This window comes from Runella sp. MFBS21 (assembly GCF_029433105.1).
Taxonomy (GTDB): Bacteria; Bacteroidota; Bacteroidia; order Cytophagales; family Spirosomataceae; genus Runella.
This window is the reverse complement of sequence record NZ_JARNTW010000013.1, coordinates 139545-160152: the sequence shown is the minus strand read 5'-3', so window position 1 is coordinate 160152 and position 20608 is coordinate 139545. Positions and strand designations below refer to the sequence as shown.

Here is a 20608-nt window from a genome sequence, read left to right as displayed (position 1 = left end):
AGGCTGTCTCAAAAGTCTAGTATCACCAAATTATCTTCGGCCTCTGTTCAACCTCATCCCAACCCTTCTCCTGCTAGGAGAAGGGCTTTCAAAGTCCCCCTCTCCTTTCTGGAGATGGGGATTTAGGGGGTGAGGTTGAATCCAAAGAATATTTTGTGACCTGTTACTTTTGAGACAGCCTCTACAGATATTAAAAGTTTAATTATGTATTTTAGTTGCGCTCAGGACGCAAGCTGCGAACGGCAGCACCTGCTTGCCACATTTCAGAATCGCGAAGCTCAGCCAATTCTACTTCGAGTTTCTCGCGGTAGTCTGGTTGTGAGTTACGAGTGATAGAGATGTTAGCTTGCTCACCTGATTTTACTGAGTTGTAAAGTTGTTGGAACACAGGCTTAGTAGCTTCTTTGAAAGGCTTCCACCAGTCAAGCGCACCACGTTGAGCAGTCGTCGAGCAGTTGGCATACATCCAGTCCATGCCGTTTTCAGCCACCAATGGCATCAACGACTGCGTCAATTCTTCTACAGTTTCGTTGAACGCTTCTGATGGAGAGTGGCCGTTTTCGCGCAATACTTCGTACTGTGCCGCGAAAATACCTTGGATAGCGCCCATCAATGTTCCACGCTCACCTGTAAGGTCAGACGTTACTTCACGGTAGAAATCGGTTTCAAACAAATAACCAGAACCTACGCCGATACCCATTGCGATACACTTCGTACGGGCTTCGCCAGTAGCATTTTGGAACACCGCAAACGATGAGTTAAGGCCTTTTCCTTCTACAAACAAACGACGAAGAGAAGTACCTGAGCCCTTAGGAGCTACCAAAAATACATCTACATCAGCAGGAGGAACGATGCCCGTTTGGTCTTTGTACGTAACACCGAATCCATGTGAGAAATACAACGACTTACCAGCAGTCAAATATTTTTTAACGGTTGGCCACAATTCGATTTGGGCTGCATCCGACAACAAGAAACAAATAATAGTACCTTTTTCGAGAGCTTCCTCAATTTCAAAAAGAGTTTCGCCAGGCACCCAGCCATCAGCTACGGCTTTGTCGTATGTTTTCCCTTTACGCTGTCCGACGATGACATTGAAGCCATTGTCGCGCATGTTAAGACTCTGACCTGGACCTTGTACACCGTATCCAATAACGGCAATAGTTTCATTTGCTAATACTTCACGTGCTTTTTCTAGAGGAAATTCTTCGCGGGTTACTACTTCTTCTACTGTCCCGCCGAAATTAATCTGTGCCATTGATTGATTGGTTTGTTTGGGTAATACAACTGAATATGTTAAACTTTTTTTGTCTTTTGCCAAGTAAGCAAGGCCGACACGCCCACAAATAATCTTATTTTTCTTTGGATGAGCCAATCTTCAGTTTTGAAAATAGCTTTGAATATTTTCTGGAAAATAGGGCCATTCATCACCGTAAAATCCGAACCTGCTTCTTCTATCTTTCGCTGATGCAAGGGCAGTATTTTGGATAAAAGACGAAAAAACGCAATCGGAAAAAACAGCCAAAAGTTGAAATATGTATTGAAAATAATCTTACCGTCTCCTTCAAAAATCTTCTTCAACATGCTCATATCATATCTTCTGACATGGTGATTGACATCATCGTGTTGGTTCCATAAAAACATAAACGCCGGTACTGTCACGCTCACTAGTCCTTCAGGTTTGCACACTCGTTTCATCTCTGAAACAGCCAAAGTATGGTCTTCCACATGCTCAATTACATCAAAAGCGCACACTAAATCATACTTTTCTGATTCGAAGGGTAATTCCAAAATCGACCCTTGAATAATATCGATAGGAACGTTTGTCTTCGTAAATTCATAACACTCTTGGTCGTATTCTACAGACTTAACCTTACCAAACTCCGTTAATAGCTCGGACGTTCGGCCGGTAGCTACCCCAATATTCAAAATTTGGAGAGGTCTTTTGAAGGGTAAATTTTGGCGGAGATGATTCATCAATATCTGGTTACGAACCAAAAACCACCAATGCTCGCGCTCGATAGCATAGTACTCCTGATAATAAGATGATTGCATATTTTATGGAAAGGACATTGGCAACATCAGGGATAATAGCGTACTTACTATTAACAGATACCTTAGTTCTTTTTGAGCAATATGTTCTTTTAAAATCATAAGTAAGAAAAAGAACATACAAAACCCAAACGACAAAGAACGTGTACCATCGGCAACCATGATTGCAATCGCCCCTGTGGCCAACATACATCCTCCAAGCAATACCAACATCCACCAATCCCGCCTCAATACAAGCACGGTAATACCAGCAAATATCAATAACCAAAAACCTTCTAAACCTCTCGTAAACTTATCTCCAATAATACTCAAGCTCCAGGTGATGGTCTTGCGAGAGAGGTCATTGTCGTGCCCCACTTTAAGACCATAACTAGAAGCTAACCAACTTCTGATAACTATATACAAGCCTGCACTTATCACTAAGACGATGGCAGACAACGGAATCAGTTTTAAATTTAAATTCCCTTGTTTAATCCAATTTTGCACCAATGGCATTAAATACAATAAGCCAATGTAAGTAGAATTGATAATGGCACGTTCATCGCACCAAAACGCTAATTGTGAAAAAAGGAGAATCAACAGTGGATTGCGGTAATACCACATCAAAATCATGAAACAAAAGGGGAAAATGTCGCAATGTCCCAAAAAATTGATGTAAAAATTGGCTCCTGCATAAATAGCCGTAAAACCCGTAATGAAATAAAAAGTAAGTATTTTGTCTTTTAGGATTCCGTACACTACCTCTATCACAAACCACAAGAATAAAAGCCCCATCAACACATGTAGCACATAAAGACCGGCCACATTAAGATGTAGAACTCTAGCGATGAGCGGAATAGTAATACGAAAAGTCTGATTGGCTTCGTGCGAGCCCGGTTCATAGTCTTGGGGTGTGAGAGGATCTGCGCCTTGCTTAATAATATCATCCCAAAAAAAACCACCAATTGAACCAGGATGCCTCATCTCTTGGTACAAATTTCGCAGGCCCTTGTCGACCAAAATAAAATTAAATGCCAAAAGCGTAGTTACTGATATAGCCAATGCCAAAAACAAAAGCCTAACTTTCCAAAATTTATTGTCAAAGAACGGTTTTAATTTTGATTCTAACTCATTGAAAGGAGTAGCAAGCGATTGCAGAGGTTCCATGGAATAACGTTTACGTGCGCTTTTCAAGGTTTTTAACATTCTTGAAAAGTTACCAGATAAAGGCACTGCAAATAACGCACTTTTTGGGTATTCCTCACGAATTTTCGGCGGTACTTTTCCTTTCAAAGATTCATTATCAACCTTTTGTACTACAAATAATACTCCCAATGCGCTTCTTCGGGCAAAAACTCAACTAAGCCATTGGGGGTTTTACCTACCGCTACACGACCCGATTTCACAAATTCTAAGATACCATAAGGCTTGATGTACCGGAAAAAATCCAAGATTTCGGCTTCATCACCTGCTTTTTCTATCACTACATAATCCAATCCCCAATAAACCACCCACGCTTTGTAGACTTTATTGACAGTTTCGATGTCGAGAGGGCGCGTGCCAATAGGCGTAGCGATTTTAAAGAGAGCGATTTCGTTATAAACAATTTCATTGTCTAGATAACCAAATACTGCCAACACTTCTACCACTTTCCGAATCTGTTTGACGAGTTTCTCTACTTCTTCGCGTTTTTCGTGTTTGATTGTAATCGTATAGCGCGAGACTCCCTTACGTTCTGTTTCCGACACCGTCAGACTCTCAATATTGATGCGACGGCGTGTAAACAATATTGTAATCTTATTGAGCAAACCGAACGTATTTTCGGTGAATATGCATATGGTGTATGTTGTCATAAAATTTCAATGATAAAAACTACAAATACTTCTAGCACTCGAGTTTGATATCGGCCACTGCTGCCCCTGCCGGTACCATCGGAAATACATTCTCTTCTTTTTCGACCATTACTTCTAGCAAATATGGCTTATCAGATTTCAGTAAAGTATCCAAAGAGTCGCTCAGATTTTCGCGGTCGGAGCAAGTATGTCCTTGAATTCCAAATCCTTTTGCAATGGTAATGAAATCTGGATTTTGTAATTCCACATACGAATAACGTTTTTCAAAAAACAGCTGCTGCCACTGACGTACCATGCCGAGATAGTTGTTGTTGAGAATAATGAGCTTTACGGCCAAGCCACTCTGTGCAATCGTTCCTAGTTCTTGGATGGTCATTTGAAAGCAGCCGTCACCGATAAAAGCCACTACCTCGCGCTCAGTCGCTCCTTTTTTAGCGCCAAATGCCGCAGGAATCGCAAAGCCCATCGTGCCCAAACCGCCAGAAGCAATGTATGAATGGGGTTTTTTGAATTGATAATAACGCGCCGCAATCATCTGATGCTGCCCTACGTCCGCTATAATACAAGCCTCTCCTTTGGTTTTTTCAGAAAGCATACGTACCACTTCAGCCATTTTTATTTCTCCTTCTGGCTTCAATTCCCGTTGCGTAATCTTCTCATCTTCTATCACATCATACTTTTTAAATTCGCTTTTCCAAGCCGCATGATTGTTTTCCTTCACTAAAGGCAAAAGCTTCTTCAATACTTCTTTGGCATCGCCTACTACGGGTGCATCAGCCTTGATGATTTTATCGATTTCGGAAGGATCTATTTCGATATGAATCACTTTAGCTTGGCGAATGTATTTGGTAGCATCGCCCGTGACACGGTCGTCAAAACGCATTCCAATAGCAATGATTACATCTGCTTGTGTAGTCAGAACATTGGTACCGTAATTGCCGTGCATTCCAAGCCAACCCATATAATTGGGATGGTCAATAGGGATGGCTGAAAGCCCCAATAAAGTACTCGCGCAAGGAATGTCCGTTTTTTCGACAAAAGCTTTAAATTCTTCCATCGCACCTGATATAAGTACGCCGTGTCCAAACAAAATGTAAGGTTTTTTGGCGTTATTAATCAAATCAGCGGCTTTCTCTACGTGCTCGTCCTTAGGAACTACCCTCGGCTTATAGCTTACTAGAGATTCTACTTTTTTATATTCAAAGGCTTTGGTCATGGCACCTACTTGAGCATCACGGGCAAAATCAATCACTACTGGGCCTGGCTTACCTGAAGTGGCGATATAAAAAGCTTTTGCTAAAACCTCTGGCACTTCGTCAGCATGGGTGATTTGATAATTCCATTTACAAACGGGCGTAGTCACACCGATGATGTCTGTTTCTTGAAAAGCATCAGTTCCCAAAAGCGTAGATTTTACCTGACCTATGATACACACCAAAGGTGTACAGTCGATGATAGCATCAGCGATAGGAGTCACAAGGTTTGTACCACCCGGCCCCGATGTAACCAAACATACACCCGGCTTTCCACTAGTACGAGCGTACCCCTGAGCCGCATGTCCTGCTCCTTGTTCGTGTCGCACTAAAATGTGATCAAGGCGATCGGTGTAGTCATAAAGGGCATCATAAGTAGGCATAATAGCCCCGCCAGGATACCCAAAAATCACCTCCGTTCCTTCTGCAATCAGGGATTCCATCAGCGCCTGAGCGCCCGAAAGAATGCGGGGATTATCTGCTACAGCTTTGCCATTGGTAGCGGGGATTTCCTGCGCTACAGGAGTGTCGATAGCAACAGTGTCTTGCTGTGCAATCATGGTTGAATGGTTTTCCATGACAGTTTGGTTTTAATTTGTTTTATTTTTTGCGTTATGCTTCGTCGGTCACACAGCCTTCACTTGCTGTTTTTACATTACGAATATACTTACCGAGGGTTCCCTTTTTGAAAGGAGGCTCTGGCTGTTTCCATTCTTTACGGCGTTCGGCGAGTTCTTCGTCCGATACATGTAGTTGCAATACATTATTGACCGCATCTATGGTAATTTTGTCCCCGTCTTTTACTAGAGCGATGTTGCCACCTAAATACGCTTCTGGCGTAACGTGCCCTACTACAAACCCGTGCGTTCCGCCCGAAAAACGGCCATCCGTAATCATCGCAATCTTATCTCCTAATCCCGCTCCCATGACGGCCGACGTAGGTTTAAGCATTTCGGGCATTCCTGGGCCACCTTTAGGACCTTCATTGCGGATTACTATTACATGCCCCGCTTTGATTTCGCCCTTAGAGATATATTCTATAACTTCTTCTTCACGTTCGCAAACCTTAGCAATTCCTTCAAAGCGCTCCCCTTCTTTGCCCGTAATTTTGGCAACGGCTCCTTCGGTAGCAAGGTTTCCGTATAAGACTTGCAAGTGTCCGGTAGACTTGAGTGCCTGCTCAATAGGGAATATGATTTTTTGGGTATCAAAACTAAGGTCAGGAGCATCTGCCAAGTTTTCGGCCACCGTTTTGCCTGTCACCGTGAGGCAATCTCCGTGCAAAAATCCTTTTTGATAGAGGTATTTCATCACGGCTGGGATACCCCCAATCGCGAGCACATCTTCCATATAGTATTTGCCAGAAGGCTTAAGGTCGGCAATGAGCGGTGTACGATCAGATATATCTTGGATATCTTTCAACGTAAAATCTACTTCTGCTGCTCGCGCAATGGCTAAGTAGTGTAAAACCGCATTGGTAGACCCCCCTAACGCCATCACTACGGTCATTGCATTTTCAAATGCTTTGCGCGTCATGATGTCACGTGGGCAAATATTTTTTTCTAATAGCTGCTTCATAGCAGCGCCGATAGCGATACACTCGGCTTTTTTGCCTTCATGAGTAGCGGGATAAGTCGATGAGTTTGGCAGAGTGAGTCCCATTGCTTCCATCGAGCTTGCCATGGTATTGGCGGTGTACATTCCGCCGCAAGCTCCTGCACCTGGAATAGCATTTTGAATAACGCCTTCGTAATCTTCGTCTGAAATAGTCCCCGCAAACTTTTTACCAAGTGCCTCAAATGCCGAGATAATGTCTAATTTTTGGCCTTTGTACTCACCCGTGCGGATAGTGCCTCCGTATACAAGCATGGCAGGGCGATTGAGCCTAGCAATGGCCATCATAGCACCGGGCATATTTTTATCACAACCTACTACGGCAATCACTCCGTCGTACCACTGAGCCCCTACTACGTTTTCGATAGAGTCGGCAATCAAATCACGACTTGGCAAAGAATAGCTCATGCCATTGTTGCCGTTGGTCATTCCGTCCGAAACTCCGATGGTATGAAAAATAAGACCTACCATGCCATTTTCCTGGATACCTTTCTTAACGTGCACCGATAGCCCATTGAGGTGCATATTGCAGGTATTGCCTTCATAGCCCGTACTAGCGATACCTATCTGGGCTTTTTGCATGTCTTCCTGCGTCAACCCTACCCCATACAACATCGCTTTGGCGGCGGGATTGGTTACTTCTTGTGTAAGCGTACGACTGAATTTGTTGAGTTGTTCTGACATATAGGAGGTTATGTTAAAAAAAAGCCCCACTCATTGGAGGTGTGAGTGAGGCTTTTGGTTTAGCAATCAGGTTCCACTCACACCATTTGGGTGCTGATAATGACGACCACGACGACTAGTATTATGTTAAACATTTTTTAGCAAAATTTTTCTTTTAGCGAAATTACGCTAATTGCGTATTTGCGTTACAAATAAAAAGACTCACTTTCTATTTTCCAAACAAAATCTTACATTTTTGTATTTTATTAATTTAAAAGTGCGTTTCTGAATCATATACCCATAAAACAGTTGTGACATTATAATTTCCCCTTCGATGAGGCTTTCTAAAGAAAAATATTGTAAAAGAACAACGACTTATTGTACTAAACAAATAATATTAAATCAAATTGAAACTTTTTATATAACTTTTCCGCTAATAAAAATATATAATACATTTAAATACAGCTATGCTCGAGATTATTGGCTATGTAGCCGGAACTTTGACCACTCTTGCTTTTGTCCCCCAAGTTTTACAGATATATCGTACTAAGTCTGTAAAAGATGTATCGCTTGCGATGTTTCTTCTATTTACGCTAGGTGTAGCGCTATGGCTAGGATATGGGATTATGACTCATTCCTTCCCTGTAGTGGCAGCCAATGCCGTCACATTGATTTTGTCTTTCGTTATTCTCTATTTCAAATGGAAATATAACGAAGCTAATTTGTCAAAATAAGCCCCACAAAAAACGCCCTCTCTAAGCCAAAATATGACTTAAGAAAGGGCGTGATACTATCCTCTTAAAACTTATCCTCCTACTACACTCAGCTTCACTGCGTTGGTCTTGCGATGCTTACTGATAGGCATACTTAGGGTATTCACAAAAATATCGCCTGTATGAAGCGCTCCTCTTTCGATAAGAACTTGCTTGATATCTTCTATTAAATCATCCGACGAGAGATCCTCACGATCATAATAAATCGCTTTTACTCCCCAATACAACGCCAATGTACACATCAACTGACGATTGGGGGTGAATATATACAAATCAGCCTCTGGACGGTGGTGCGAGAGGCGTATAGCAGTATAGCCTGAGCGTGTCACACCTATGATAGCTTTGGCTTGGGTATCACGTGCCAATCGACAAGCGCTCATTACTACATTGTCGTTCAAAACACTAGGGCCAGGGTTGTCATTGACCGCGGCATGATATTTAAAATAGATTTGAGTATCATCTGCCTTTTTAGCGGCTTCGGTAATTTCTACTTGATAAATGGTATTAGCCATACTTGTGACCGACTCTATCGGATACCGTCCTGAGGCTGTTTCGGCACTTAGCATTACGGCATCGGCTCCGTCCAATACCGAATTGGCAATATCGTTTATTTCGGCACGGGTAGGGCGTGGCGCCTCAATCATGCTTTCGAGCATTTGAGTGGCTACAATGACGGGCTTGGCGGCACGATTACATTTTTCGACAATCATCTTTTGAATCATCGGTACTTCTTCGGCAGGCAGCTCTACCCCCAAGTCTCCGCGAGCTACCATTATAGCATCAGTAGCTTCGATGATTCCATCTATATTGGCTACGGCCTCTGGCTTTTCAATTTTGGCTACTACGCGGCAATTTTTACCTTTGGCCTTGATGTAGTCTTTTACTTCTTGGATATCCGACGCATAGCGCACAAACGAAAGAGCAATCCACTCTACATCATGCTCTAGGCCAAAATCTAAATCTTCGTAGTCTTTTTCAGTAACAGACGGCATTGAGACCTTAGTATTGGGAAGGTTTACGCCTTTCTTGGATTTCAACATGCCATCATACACCACCTCAGTGACTACATCCGTTCCTTCTACCCTTAGTACTTTTACTTCGAGCTTGCCATCATCCATCAAAATACGTTCACCTACCTTTACATCTTGGTACATTCCTTTATAAGGAGTACTAACACGCTCCGAGGTGCCGACGATATCATCATTGGTGAAAACCAATTCTTGACCAGCTACTATTTTTACGCCGTCTTTATGCTCGACGTTACCAATCCTAATTTTGGGACCTTGTAAGTCTTGCAAAATTCCAATGCTGAGGCCGTAGTTAGTATTGTTTTCGCGAATACGTTTGATACGCTCTAAGTGATCGGCGTGAGAGCCGTGCGAAAAATTTAATCTAAAAACATTCACACCTGCTTTCGCTAAAGCATAAAGTATTTCTGAAGATTCAGAAGTGGGACCTACAGTAGCAACAATCTTGGTCTTTTTACTAATCATCGTGGTTAGGTTTTTGATAATTATATTAGAGGCAATCCACATCTATGGTTACATCTGCCCCTTTTAAGGTTTTATCCGTTAATATATCTGTTACTTTTTCGAGTATAAAAGTCTTTGCGGCCTTAAAATTAACTTTTTCGCGTTCGAGTTTAATAAGAATGTCAAACAAAAACCTATTTCGGATGCGTTCGACTAGTGGAGGTTGAGGTCCTAGCACCCTATCTAGCCCCATTTTATCAACCAATAATTGGGTTAATTTTTGAGCAGCATGCTGTGCCATATCTTGTTCCAAATGCCTCACTGTCAATTTGATAAGCCTCGTAAAAGGAGGATACTTAAACTGCTCGCGTTCGATGATTTCCTCCTCATACATCCCGTCATAATCATTCGTAATAATTTTTTGTAAAATCTTTTGTCCTGGATTGCCAGTCTGAATCAAAACTTTGCCTTTGCGGTCGGCACGGCGACCAGCTCTACCACTGACTTGAGTTATCAATTGAAAAGCCCTTTCGGCAGCTCTAAGGTCTGGAAAATGAATCATCCTGTCGGCATCAAAGACCCCCACCACGCTCACATTCTCAAAATCCAACCCTTTACTAATCATCTGAGTCCCTACCAAAATATCTACATTCCCCTGTTCAATATCCTCAATCATCTCTTTATAGGCGTTTTTGGCGCGAGTCGTATCTAAGTCCATGCGTGCCACACGAGCTGTCGGAAAAAATATTTTTAGTTGGTCTTCGAGCTTTTCGGTACCAAAACCCACCGTACGTACTTTGGTAGAACCACAAGTAGGGCAAAATTTAGGGACCGCTTCTGTATGCCCGCAATAATGACACCGAAGCTCTGCGTCTTTTTGATGATAGGTCAAGCTTACTGCACAATTTTCACATTCGCCAATCCAAGCGCACTCTTCACACTGCAAGTAAGACGAATACCCACGCCGGTTTTGAAAAATAATGCTTTGCTCGTTGCGGTCAAGAGTGTCGCGAAGCTCATCTAAAAGCACCGACGAAAATTCGTACTTCATCTTTTTGCTTTTGCGCTCTTGTTTTGTATCTATCAGTACAAACGAAGGCATACTTGCTTTTCCGTATCTTTCGGTAAGTTTTACCAAGCCATAACGCCCATTCAACGCTTGATAATAAGATTCAAGAGCAGGCGTAGCAGACCCTAGCAATACCTTCGCACGTTGTCTTTGAGCGGCCACTATCGACACATCTCTTGCGTGATAACGAGGAGCAGGGTCATACTGTTTATAAGAACTTTCATGCTCTTCATCTACAATGATAAGGCCTAGACTATCGAAGGGCAAAAAAATAGCAGACCTCACTCCTACTACCAACTGAAACTGCCCCGATACTACCCCTTTCCACACTTCGACACGTTCGTTGTCCGAAAATTTGGAATGATAAATTCCCAACTTATCCCCAAACACTTTTTTGAGTCGCACCACGATTTGGGTAGTGAGGGCTATTTCGGGCAGTAAAAAAAGCACTTGTGAGCCACTTGCCAATACTTGCTGAGCTAAGTGAATATAGACTTCGGTTTTGCCACTACCCGTGACTCCGTGCAGTAGCACGGTATCCTTTTCTTGAAATTGGGAAATAATCTCATCGAAGGCACGCTGCTGAGCTGAAGTAAGCTCAATCTTGATATCAGTATTAAAGTCGGGCTTTACATCAGCAAATCGAGATACTGTGACTTCAAACTCTTCAAACACTCCCTTCTTAATAAGGGTACTTAATGCCGAGTCTGATAGGTCTTCTGCCTGCGAAAAAAAACTTTTTTCTAAGCCTGCACGGTTGGCATGAGGTACATTTTGTACCGGAACTTGACTAATGTACCTCATAAGCACTTCTTGTTGCTTAGGATACCGCTCAAGTTGGGAGATCAATTCTAGTACATTTTCTTTGGTTTCGTATATACCATTGAGTTTAATTTTTTTTACAATTCTAGGCTTATATTTCTCTTTTACTTCTTCAAAAAGCAAAATCGCTCTTTTGCCAATAAGAGACTTGATGAGAGGGTTGATATTTTGTATTCCTACCCTCTTACTTACCTCTTCATAAGTAAGTGATTGATATTTTTTTATTTCTTCTAAAAGCTCGTTCTCTTCCTCTGTCAGCAAATCAGGATAATCAAAATCAGGGTTAAACTGAATCTTAGACTGACTCGTAATTTTGAGTCCAGAAGGTAAAGCTACATTGAGTACTTCACCTACATGACACAAGTAATATTCTGCAATCCAATGAAAAAGCTCAATTTGGTAAGGAGTAATCAACGGCTCTTCGTCGAGTAGCTCTGCAATATATTTGGCTTGATAGCGATTAGGAGGAGTGTGGTGAATATGTGCCACGACTCCTGTCACGACTCTATTCTTACCAAATGGCACTACTACTCTGGCACCATTTTTGATAAAAGGGGCCATAGCCCTAGGAACTCTATAAGTAAACAGCTGCGATACAGGTACTGGCAAAATCAAATCCGCAAACAGCGTCACTTCTTCCCAAGCAAAATCTTCGTTTTCTGTCGTCAACACGTTTTTTGACCCAATAAATGAAACCGCAAGATAATGTTTTCATTTCATAATCTTTATACTGGCAAGATATTTGACATGTGTAGTATGTCAAATAAATGACATATACCCTACAGAAAATTTTAACTACAATGATTACTTATCGCTATGAAGAATTGCGTCATGATGACGCTCTTTTAAAAAAACTCACTGGCTACAAACCCGCCGAATTCGAAGCCCTACACTACCACTTTGAACACTTTTGGCAGGCTCATTTTTCTAAATTTACGCTTGATGGTATGCCTCGTTTTAGACAGGCATCTATACGTCGAAACAGTATTTTTCCCGATTCAAGAGATGCACTTTTATTTGGCCTTATTTACCTCAAAGGCCAGATAAATCAAGCCGAATTAGCCCTTGGCTTTGGGATTGATCAGCCTAAGGCTAGCAAGTATCTATCTCTTATTGAGCGCCTTCTGGGACAAGTTTTGGAAGCTGCACCTCGCGTCATTCCCAAGCGCAAACAGGAAGAAATACTGAATATACTAAAACGCGATTATCTTCCTGTCTCTTTCGGATATAAAAAAATATCCCCAAAAAATTAGAAAAAAAGTTATGTCTAATATCCAATCAAAATGGCATCATTATTGATTCTGTTTTGATTGGAATAAAAAACTCAACGTATGATCATAATAATCTTTGTCACTGTATCAATATATCTGACAAGTAGTTAATTATAATCTGACACTGCTTACAAGTTTATTCAGATATAAACTTAACATATCTAAAAAAGGCACAACAACGCCTCGTCAAACTATCTCGTTGTGATAACATCGATACGACATTTCTATGTCTTTTAATCGAAATCACTCGACCATTAACCTTATAATATATTATATCTATAAATATAAAATACTGTTGACTTTACCCTCTTTGATTTTTCATTGTACCGTACCCACTTTGATTATTTATTATTTGACCACCCAAAAGTTCGCTTAGTGATGAAAATAGTCATTCAACAACAGCCCTACAACAAACTCTTTTTTAAGAGGCATTGGACTTTGCTATTTATTTATCTTTTGTTTTCATTCTGCACCTATGGCCAAATCAGCGGCAATGTGTTTATTGATTTCAATGGCAATGGCCTCAAAACCAACACCTCTCCTTTCGAGCCTGGTATTGGTGGCATCAAAGTCAAAATTTTTGTAGGTACAAAATCTAACATCTTTGAAACTCACACTGATTCATCAGGAAATTTCTCTTTTAGCAGTTCTCAAATTCCCCCCGATAGTGTTGCTAGAGTCGAATTTTCAGACCTTCCTAAGACCTTTTATGAAAGTTTTGTAGGAAGCCAAAACTACAGTGGTGTACAGTTTGTCAAAGCCCCTGCGGTAGGAGTTAACTTAGGAATTATAAACAATGATGAACTTTGTACTTCTGCGGAAGAATTAAAAATTGTTACGGCTTGCTATGCCATGGGCGACCCCCTCAAAGATGGAGACGCGGCCCAAGACCCCGCTTTAATTTTGGTGGATTACCAAGCCAAAGGTGAGGCAGGTACACCCACAGGTTCACCAATGGAAAAACTTGCCAAAGCTAACCAAATTGGCTCTACTTGGATTGCCGCCTACCAACGCGCCACCAACCTCCTGCTTGTGGGGGCAATTACTCGCCGGCATGTGGGATTAGGGCCTTTAGGGACAGGCGGCTATTACAGTATAGACCTTACTACAGGAGCGGTCAATAATTTTCTTGATGTCAAAAAGATAGGCATCGACACTGGACCTGACCCTCATCTTGACCCTATCACTCAAGTAAATATTTTGCCAGCTTCCAAAACCGCCCGCTCTAGAGATTCACTTGCTTTTCAAATGGCAGGCAAAATAGGTATTGGAGGAAGCCAACTCTCCCCTTGGCAAGACACTTTGTTTCTAGTAAACTTATATGATCAAAAACTCTATAGCTTTGCCATACAAACCCCACTTAAAGCACCTTCTTCGGCAGCAGAAGCGAATGTAAAATCTTACAATATTCCTCATCCCAACTGCTCCAATGGCGAGTTTGTGCCTTGGGCACTCAAATATTATCGTGGGGATTTGTATGTGGGAGTAGTATGTACAGGCGCAACTTCCCAGAAAAAATCAGATCTAAAAGCCGCTGTTTATAAGTTTGATTTAACCACCAAACAATTTAGTAACATTTTTGAGTTTGGGCTTGACTATCCCCGTGGCCCTATCGACAACACTCAAGGATGTGATACTATTACAACTTGGAACCCTTGGACGAATCAGTTTCCCAAACAATGTAATTATCCTTTAGGTGCACCCGACCCTATTGCAGCATTTGCGGTTTATCCCCAACCTATTCTTTCTGATTTAGAATTTGACGACGATGGCTCTCTCCTTTTATCGTTTTTGGATCGGCTTGGCTTACAAACTGGCCAAAATCAGCCAGGTATTGCTCCCGACGATACTCTCAATTATTACGGATTTATGAGTGGGGACTTAGTACGCGCTCAACGCAATGCAAACGGTACTTTTACGCTCGAAAACAATGCGCAGTCAGGTGACCTTTTGGGATGTGGCTCCAATACCAACTCAGGCCCTGGGGGAGGAGAGTTTTTCTGCGAAGACTACTGGCTCAATGGTTCTGGGGGGGTAGGTCACGCCGAAATTACCAATGGGGGATTGCTCAAAATGCCTGGTAACCAAGAGATATTAGTATCTTCTATGGATCCCATACATGGACTCTATCTTTCTACGGGATTTATTGCCTTCGATACCAAAACGGGCAAAAGAAATCGTAGCTTCTCGGTTTATTCATTAAGTCCTGGCTCCCTTGGCAAATCTGGGGGTGTAGGAGATTTGACAGCATTATGCCAAAATCCCCCACTTGAAATTGGAAACCTTTTGTGGCTTGATACCAACAGAAACGGCATTCAAGATCCTAACGAATCTCTGTTGGATGGCCTTGTCATTACCTTACATGACATGGAAGCAAATGGCGCCGAAATAGCCCGCGATACCACTTCTAATGGAGGACAATATTATTTCAATGATGCCAACGTAACAGGTGGCGTAAAAGCCAACCATGCTTATGAAGTCAGATTAAGCTTAACCCAAAGTATCGACTTACCTGAGTCGTCAAATTCTCTCTTAGCTAAACAAGTGACTACTTCAACTCCTATCCAAGACATCTTAACTGTTGCTCCTAAACAAGTCGCTAGCGGTGCAGAAAGCTTAGTCCGCGACTCGGATGCGGCCATTAGCGCAGATGGTTCGTACGCATTTATTCCGGTGCTGACTTCGGCCAATTACCGAACCAACCACTATGCAGATTTGGGTCTAATGCTCAAAGAAACACCAGCCTATGATTTGGCCATCGTTCAGAGAGTAGTGGGTGATAAATGTACTTATCAAAAAGGGGAGGAAATAAAGTTTGAAATAGTGATACGCAATACTGCAACCGACCCTGAAGCCATCGCAGATAGTGTAAGGATAAAAGTTAATCTGAATTCTATCTTTACTTTAATGGGATACGATGCCACCGCTAGTACTTACAATGCAACGACCCACCTATGGGGTAACCTTAAGCTCAATGCTGGTAAATCAGATACTCTTATCCTCACAGTCCAGATACCAGAAAACAGCACTTTTGAAGGTGGCCTTGTATGCAATATAGTTGAAGTAGAAAATGCCGCAGGAACAGACATAGATTCTTCCCCCAACAACAACATCACCACTGAGGATGATTTTTCGCTAGAATGTATCAGTGTACCCGTCAATATTTGTGTGGCCAACAGTCAAAAAACCATTCTTAAAGCACCCGAGGGCTCTAGTTCTTATCAATGGTACAAAAATGACACGATTATCCAAACGGCTACAAATCAAACTTTAGAAGTAAATTCGGCGGGCAACTACACTGTCAAAATTGCGGGCGGTATCTGCCCTACACAAAACTGCTGTCCCATAGTGGTTCAAGATCACTGTGAATGTATAGAACGGTGTGTTAAGTTTGAAGCTAAAAAAATTAAAGAATAGAAATTCAATAACTGATGTTGCTTATTTCAATAAGTGGTGTCGATTGAAAATCTAACATAGCATTTACTAGACGAGCAGAAGAGAAAGTTGATAAATCTTCTGCTCGTATTTTTTGAGGTACTAATACGCCTTCTGCGATCAAAGCGGCGCGACGAGTCCCCGCCAAAAGAGGTCTATCAGGAGTGACCCAGCGACTACCATCCCAAAAAGCTATGTTGGCATAAGAAGCATCTGTGATCAGTCCCTTTTTTACAATAACCACATCATCAGCCTCTGCTCTTTGTTCGAAGAGAGCCATCAACGATGTCCGGTTTTTGTACTTAAAATTGTATTCAATATTATCATCATTGATGAGCCGAAGCCGTTGAATAATTCTGGGTTGATAAATTTCAAATTCTATATTTTCCACGTGCAAACCATAGGTCACACGGCATTTGTACAAGCCTATCTGACATTCTTTTGGCACTTGTATCAACCGTCCTAATTCCCATACATTAGATTGATTTAAGAATACCTTTCTGGTATGATTAAGACGCAAATCATGATATACTAAATTAGACAAAACGCCATCGCTCAGTCGAATGGTCTCAATAAATAGGGGTGAGTTCATTTAAAAATGGTAAATACACTTTGTCCAATACTTCTTGATACTCAGGCAGAGCCTCACTACGAGCCGTAATACCCCCACCACTTTTGAAGGTAAGTTGCCCTTCTATATTTTCAATAAACCGAATCAAAACCCCACTATCTAAATTTTCACCGTCGAAAATGCCCGCTATTCCAGTATAATAGCCCCGTTCATACCCTTCGGCTTCTTGAATGATTTCGAGAGTACGGGGTTTAGGAGCTCCGCTGATAGAACCTGCCGGTAAAAGCCTAAACAACCAATCGCCGAGTGTTTCGCGCCAATTAAGCGGCATTTTCCCCGCAATTTCAGAACTAACTTGGAGAAGGGATTTTTGATTGGTACGGATTGTATCCACATATCGATACCTTTCTACCCATACTTTTTGAGCCACCATGCTCAAATCATTACGAATCAAGTCTACGATAGTGGCATGTTCGGCGGCTTCTTTCAAATTTGATAAAATTAGTCTCTCTGCTCCCACAATATCTGCATCAATAGTACCCTTCATAGGAAATGAAGCTATCCTATCGCCCTTGACTTGGACAAATATTTCGGGAGAAAAACACACAAATTTTTCAGCCCACCAAAGTTTGTATTTTGCCCTACTGCGCAGAAATATACCTTTCAAATCTAAATTGGTCTCAATTTTCGTACATATGGATAAGTTAACCAAAAACGAATTTCCGCGTTTCAATTGATTAACAACATATTCAAATTTAGGCTGATATGACTCTAAAGGCAAGGGATGTTTATGAAAGAAAACAGACGTCTCCAAATTTACTTTCATGGCTGGAGCGTTGGTTTTTCCATTAAAATCATACAACACATCTGCGTGGTCAATATCCTTTAAAGCTAAAACAATCGGTTTTTTGGTCAAAAAGTCGATAATAAACAAGAAAGGAATACGGCGATGCCCGTAGTCATTCATTCGTTGGATGGCGTCCGCCGTCGAGAGAGTCTGTATCATTTGAACGCAAAAATCGTAACTTTCGCTAGCTTGTCAAAAATTATCAAAAATGTTGTGAGAGACCGTGTGACGGCTTTTCATTTCTTCTACATACCCATGCTTAGGCCTATACTGATGGCTGTTTTATTTGTCTATGGGTTAGGTTTTCAAAACGTACACAGTCAAAAAAAGACACTGAGTCTTTTGCCTTTTCCAGCAGTGTATTATACCCCCGAAACGCAATGGGCTTACGGCGCCGCACTGACTGCTACTTTTCGCTTCCCCAAAGACTCCGTCAACGCCCGCCCTTCGCAAGCTACTGTAGGAGTGGTGTTTACGCAACTGAAACAATCTCTCTACTATTTACCGTTCCAAATCTTTCTCAAAAATGCCCAATATTATTTTTATGGCGAACTGGGCTTCTACAAATACAACTATTATTACTACGGCATCGGTCAGGTCACTATTCCTCGCGAAACATACGGCGTGGATTTTCCACGTATCAAAATCAACGCCCTCAAAAAAATACTACCTCATCTGTATGTGGGGCTTCGCTATCAGTACGAAGATTATAAAATCACCCAAACAGAGCCTAACGGCGATTTTGACAAAGCAAAAGTACCCGGCATTCCTCGCAGTATTACTTCGGGGGTAGGTCTGGGCTTGTTGTACGATACACGTGATGTTATTTTTTTCCCTTCTAAAGGTACCCTACTCGACATCGCCTTTTTCCACAATGCCCCTATTTGGGGGAGCAATGTTAGCTTTGAGAGACTCACAGCCGACCTCTCTGCTTATCGAAAAGCAGGAGGAAAAATGATTTTGGTCGGCAATCTTTTAGGCAGCTTTACCCGAGGTGATGCTCCCTTCAATATGCTTTCGGAAGTAGGAGGAAGCAAACGGATGCGCGGCTACTACCAGGGACGTTTCCGCGACGACAATCTACTTTTAGCCCAAACCGAGCTTCGTTTCAATATTTTCAGAAGGTGGGGAGGGGTGCTATTTGCATCATCGGCAGTTTTAGGCAATCAAAAAGATCTTTTGAGGTTTAATGACCCCAAATTTACCTACGGCACAGGCATACGATTTACCGCTAATCGACGCGACCATCTCAATATTCGCCTTGATTATGCCTTGGGCAAGGATGGCGGCAATTTTTATTTTACCATTGGAGAAGCTTTTTAACACCTCAATATATGCACACTATCTCTGTCATCATTCCAACCCTGAATGAAGAAAAAAACATTGAAAATTTAGTACAGCACCTTCAAAAGGACGAGGATTCAAGCATTGTAGAAATTATAGTAGTAGATGGCGGGAGCATCGACCACACTCTCGCTGTGGCCCTCAAAGCAGGCGCCGTGGCAGTGAGGTCTCCGCAAAAAGGCCGCGCCGCCCAGATGAATTTTGGTGCACATATGGCCAAGGGAAATATTTTGTATTTTATCCATGCCGATGCTCGCCCCCCTTTGGGATTTGCTCAAGATATCTTAGGAGCCATTCAAGAAGGCTTCCAATCAGGCTGTTATCGTTTTAGATTCGATTCTCCCAAGACTTTACTCAAAATCAATAATTATTTCACCCGCTTCAAACTGCTCGCGGTAAGAGGTGGAGACCAAACTTTGTTTATCACTCGTGAATGGTTTGACAAGCTCAACGGGTTTGATGAACGTTACGTAATCATGGAAGAGTATGATTTGCTCCGCCGTCTATGGCGTCAAAATCGGTCTTTCTTTAAAGTTATTCCTAAAAATGTTCTTATATCAGCCCGAAAATATGACAACAATAGCTGGTTGAGAGTTCAAATTGCGAATTTGGTAGCCATGACACTCTTCAAACTAGGGACCTCGCCCTTGAAAATAGCGCACATTTATAAAAAAATGCTACACTGACTCCCGCTAAATCAATAATTCTAGCAATTCCCTTTTGCCATGTTTCTTTATTTTACTTTTGCCCCTCAGAAACTAAAAAAAACATGCAGCACTCCTTTCAACTCCTACTTTTTTTGGGGATTTTGATAGCACAAAACGCTATATCCCAAGACTTTATTCCTGCTTATGACCGCTTTTCGGGCAAAGAAACTTCCTATATTCATTTGGAAGATGGCTCCAAAATAGAAGGTACATTAGAAGACTTAGACCGCCGTAAAGGGCTTATCCAAGAGGTCACAATCAAAGATGCTAACGGCAAAAAAATCAAGCTCAAGCCCGAGCAAATCAAATCAATGTATTTGATGCCAAGTGGGTTTTCAAAATTATCAACCAATATGGATGTAAGCACCAAAGTCAAAAAATGGGATGCTCAATACATCGATAGTGAAATCATCAAAAAAGGCTACGCTTATTTTGAAAAAGCCAAGGTAGTGATTAAGAAAGATCAAGAGATGCTCCTGATGCAATTGCTAAACCCCGGCTTCAACAGCAAAATCAAAGTATTTCATGACCCCTTTGCTGCTGAGACCATGCGCGTAGGCGTAGGAGGTTTCACAATGGCGGGCGGCGACGACAAGTCTTACTATGTGCAAGTAGGCGACTTTCCCGCCAAAAAACTTAAGAAAAAGGAATATGAAGATGAAATCAAAGTGATGTATTCGAGTTGTCCAAGCCTTGTCAAAAAAATAGGCGAAAAGCTCCGCTGGACTGAGTTTGCCCAGCATGTGTATGAATTCACATTTGAATGTCAATAACCAAGTAGGCCGCAAAATTGCGGCCTACTTGGTTATTGGGGTTTTAACTTTTCTTTCTTCAGTCCTTACATTTTTGCTCAACATAAAGTGTTAAAATCCCCGAACACCCTTAA

The 20608-nt window shown here is 41.8% G+C and carries 16 protein-coding genes; 6 read left to right on the top strand and 10 right to left on the bottom strand.

The window, feature by feature from the left end:
- Window positions 1–211: 211 nt before the first annotated feature.
- The 6 genes from ilvC to ilvD all read right to left on the bottom strand — a co-directional run bounded on the left by ilvC (window position 212) and on the right by ilvD (window position 7432).
- A complete protein-coding gene (gene ilvC / locus P1X15_RS21945) occupies window positions 212–1255 on the bottom strand; it encodes a ketol-acid reductoisomerase (protein ID WP_028664809.1) in 1044 nt (347 codons plus the stop codon).
- Between the two features lie 38 nt (window positions 1256–1293).
- Window positions 1294–2052 (bottom strand): bifunctional 2-polyprenyl-6-hydroxyphenol methylase/3-demethylubiquinol 3-O-methyltransferase UbiG, encoded by a 759-nt coding sequence (locus tag P1X15_RS21940; protein ID WP_277340286.1) that lies wholly within the window; start codon window positions 2050–2052, stop codon window positions 1294–1296.
- 3 nt (window positions 2053–2055) lie between these two features.
- Window positions 2056–3195, bottom strand: coding sequence for a hypothetical protein (locus P1X15_RS21935; RefSeq protein WP_277340285.1), 1140 nt, complete (start codon window positions 3193–3195; stop codon window positions 2056–2058).
- 149 nt (window positions 3196–3344) lie between these two features.
- Window positions 3345–3881 (bottom strand): acetolactate synthase small subunit, encoded by a 537-nt coding sequence (gene ilvN, locus P1X15_RS21930; protein ID WP_277340284.1) that lies wholly within the window; start codon window positions 3879–3881, stop codon window positions 3345–3347.
- Window positions 3882–3912: 31 nt separating this feature from the next.
- A complete protein-coding gene (gene ilvB, locus P1X15_RS21925) occupies window positions 3913–5712 on the bottom strand; it encodes a biosynthetic-type acetolactate synthase large subunit (protein ID WP_277340283.1) in 1800 nt (599 codons plus the stop codon).
- A gap of 34 nt (window positions 5713–5746) precedes the next feature.
- Complete coding sequence (gene ilvD, locus P1X15_RS21920; RefSeq protein WP_277340282.1) at window positions 5747–7432, bottom strand: dihydroxy-acid dehydratase; 1686 nt, start codon at window positions 7430–7432, stop codon at window positions 5747–5749.
- Window positions 7433–7878: 446 nt separating this feature from the next.
- Here ilvD and P1X15_RS21915 point away from each other — a divergent pair, with 446 nt between their 5' ends.
- A complete protein-coding gene (locus tag P1X15_RS21915; RefSeq protein WP_277340281.1) occupies window positions 7879–8145 on the top strand; it encodes a SemiSWEET transporter in 267 nt (88 codons plus the stop codon).
- A gap of 71 nt (window positions 8146–8216) precedes the next feature.
- Here the strand turns inward: P1X15_RS21915 and pyk are convergent, their stop codons facing one another.
- Together pyk and priA are read right to left on the bottom strand one after the other, a co-directional pair.
- Window positions 8217–9677, bottom strand: coding sequence for a pyruvate kinase (pyk, locus tag P1X15_RS21910; RefSeq protein WP_084650803.1), 1461 nt, complete (start codon window positions 9675–9677; stop codon window positions 8217–8219).
- 25 nt (window positions 9678–9702) lie between these two features.
- Entirely contained in the window at window positions 9703–12219 is a 2517-nt protein-coding gene (priA, locus tag P1X15_RS21905; RefSeq protein ID WP_277340280.1) for a primosomal protein N', read from the bottom strand.
- 128 nt (window positions 12220–12347) lie between these two features.
- Between priA and P1X15_RS21900 the strand changes: the two genes are divergently transcribed.
- Window positions 12348–12800, top strand: a complete 453-nt coding sequence (locus P1X15_RS21900) for a transposase family protein (RefSeq protein ID WP_277340279.1) — start codon at window positions 12348–12350, stop codon at window positions 12798–12800.
- A 396-nt stretch (window positions 12801–13196) separates the two neighbouring features.
- On the top strand, window positions 13197–16235 hold the full coding sequence (locus P1X15_RS21895; protein WP_277340278.1) for an SdrD B-like domain-containing protein: 3039 nt from the start codon (window positions 13197–13199) through the stop codon (window positions 16233–16235).
- A 4-nt stretch (window positions 16236–16239) separates the two neighbouring features.
- On the opposite strand, the gene P1X15_RS21890 is transcribed toward P1X15_RS21895, so the two are convergent.
- Window positions 16240–16845: an aminotransferase class IV gene (locus tag P1X15_RS21890; protein WP_277340277.1), complete on the bottom strand. Its 606-nt coding sequence runs from the start codon at window positions 16843–16845 to the stop codon at window positions 16240–16242.
- Window positions 16823–17830, bottom strand: coding sequence for an aminodeoxychorismate synthase component I (locus tag P1X15_RS21885; RefSeq protein ID WP_277340276.1), 1008 nt, complete (start codon window positions 17828–17830; stop codon window positions 16823–16825). The genes P1X15_RS21890 and P1X15_RS21885 overlap by 23 nt, the downstream gene beginning before the upstream one ends.
- Before the next feature lie 96 nt (window positions 17831–17926).
- Between P1X15_RS21885 and P1X15_RS21880 the strand changes: the two genes are divergently transcribed.
- The 3 genes from P1X15_RS21880 to P1X15_RS21870 all read left to right on the top strand — a co-directional run bounded on the left by P1X15_RS21880 (window position 17927) and on the right by P1X15_RS21870 (window position 20495).
- Window positions 17927–18994: a BamA/TamA family outer membrane protein gene (locus P1X15_RS21880; RefSeq protein ID WP_277340275.1), complete on the top strand. Its 1068-nt coding sequence runs from the start codon at window positions 17927–17929 to the stop codon at window positions 18992–18994.
- 11 nt (window positions 18995–19005) lie between these two features.
- Window positions 19006–19701 carry a TIGR04283 family arsenosugar biosynthesis glycosyltransferase gene (locus P1X15_RS21875; RefSeq protein ID WP_277340273.1) on the top strand — a complete coding sequence of 232 codons (696 nt, stop codon included), beginning with the start codon at window positions 19006–19008 and terminating at the stop codon, window positions 19699–19701.
- An 83-nt stretch (window positions 19702–19784) separates the two neighbouring features.
- Window positions 19785–20495 (top strand): hypothetical protein, encoded by a 711-nt coding sequence (locus tag P1X15_RS21870; RefSeq protein WP_277340272.1) that lies wholly within the window; start codon window positions 19785–19787, stop codon window positions 20493–20495.
- The last annotated feature ends 113 nt before the right edge of the window (window positions 20496–20608 follow it).

Coding starts and splice junctions, on each gene's coding strand:
- P1X15_RS21890 (WP_277340277.1), bottom strand. CDS start 16,845: ATGAACTCACCCCTATTTATTGAGACCATTCGACTGAGCGATGGCGTT.
- ilvB (WP_277340283.1), bottom strand. CDS start 5,712: ATGGAAAACCATTCAACCATGATTGCACAGCAAGACACTGTTGCTATC.
- P1X15_RS21940 (WP_277340286.1), bottom strand. CDS start 2,052: ATGCAATCATCTTATTATCAGGAGTACTATGCTATCGAGCGCGAGCAT.
- ilvD (WP_277340282.1), bottom strand. CDS start 7,432: ATGTCAGAACAACTCAACAAATTCAGTCGTACGCTTACACAAGAAGTA.
- pyk (WP_084650803.1), bottom strand. CDS start 9,677: ATGATTAGTAAAAAGACCAAGATTGTTGCTACTGTAGGTCCCACTTCT.
- P1X15_RS21915 (WP_277340281.1), top strand. CDS start 7,879: ATGCTCGAGATTATTGGCTATGTAGCCGGAACTTTGACCACTCTTGCT.
- P1X15_RS21935 (WP_277340285.1), bottom strand. CDS start 3,195: ATGGAACCTCTGCAATCGCTTGCTACTCCTTTCAATGAGTTAGAATCA.
- ilvC (WP_028664809.1), bottom strand. CDS start 1,255: ATGGCACAGATTAATTTCGGCGGGACAGTAGAAGAAGTAGTAACCCGC.
- P1X15_RS21895 (WP_277340278.1), top strand. CDS start 13,197: ATGAAAATAGTCATTCAACAACAGCCCTACAACAAACTCTTTTTTAAG.
- P1X15_RS21900 (WP_277340279.1), top strand. CDS start 12,348: ATGATTACTTATCGCTATGAAGAATTGCGTCATGATGACGCTCTTTTA.
- P1X15_RS21870 (WP_277340272.1), top strand. CDS start 19,785: ATGCAGCACTCCTTTCAACTCCTACTTTTTTTGGGGATTTTGATAGCA.
- P1X15_RS21880 (WP_277340275.1), top strand. CDS start 17,927: ATGCTTAGGCCTATACTGATGGCTGTTTTATTTGTCTATGGGTTAGGT.
- ilvN (WP_277340284.1), bottom strand. CDS start 3,881: ATGACAACATACACCATATGCATATTCACCGAAAATACGTTCGGTTTG.
- P1X15_RS21885 (WP_277340276.1), bottom strand. CDS start 17,830: ATGATACAGACTCTCTCGACGGCGGACGCCATCCAACGAATGAATGAC.
- P1X15_RS21875 (WP_277340273.1), top strand. CDS start 19,006: ATGCACACTATCTCTGTCATCATTCCAACCCTGAATGAAGAAAAAAAC.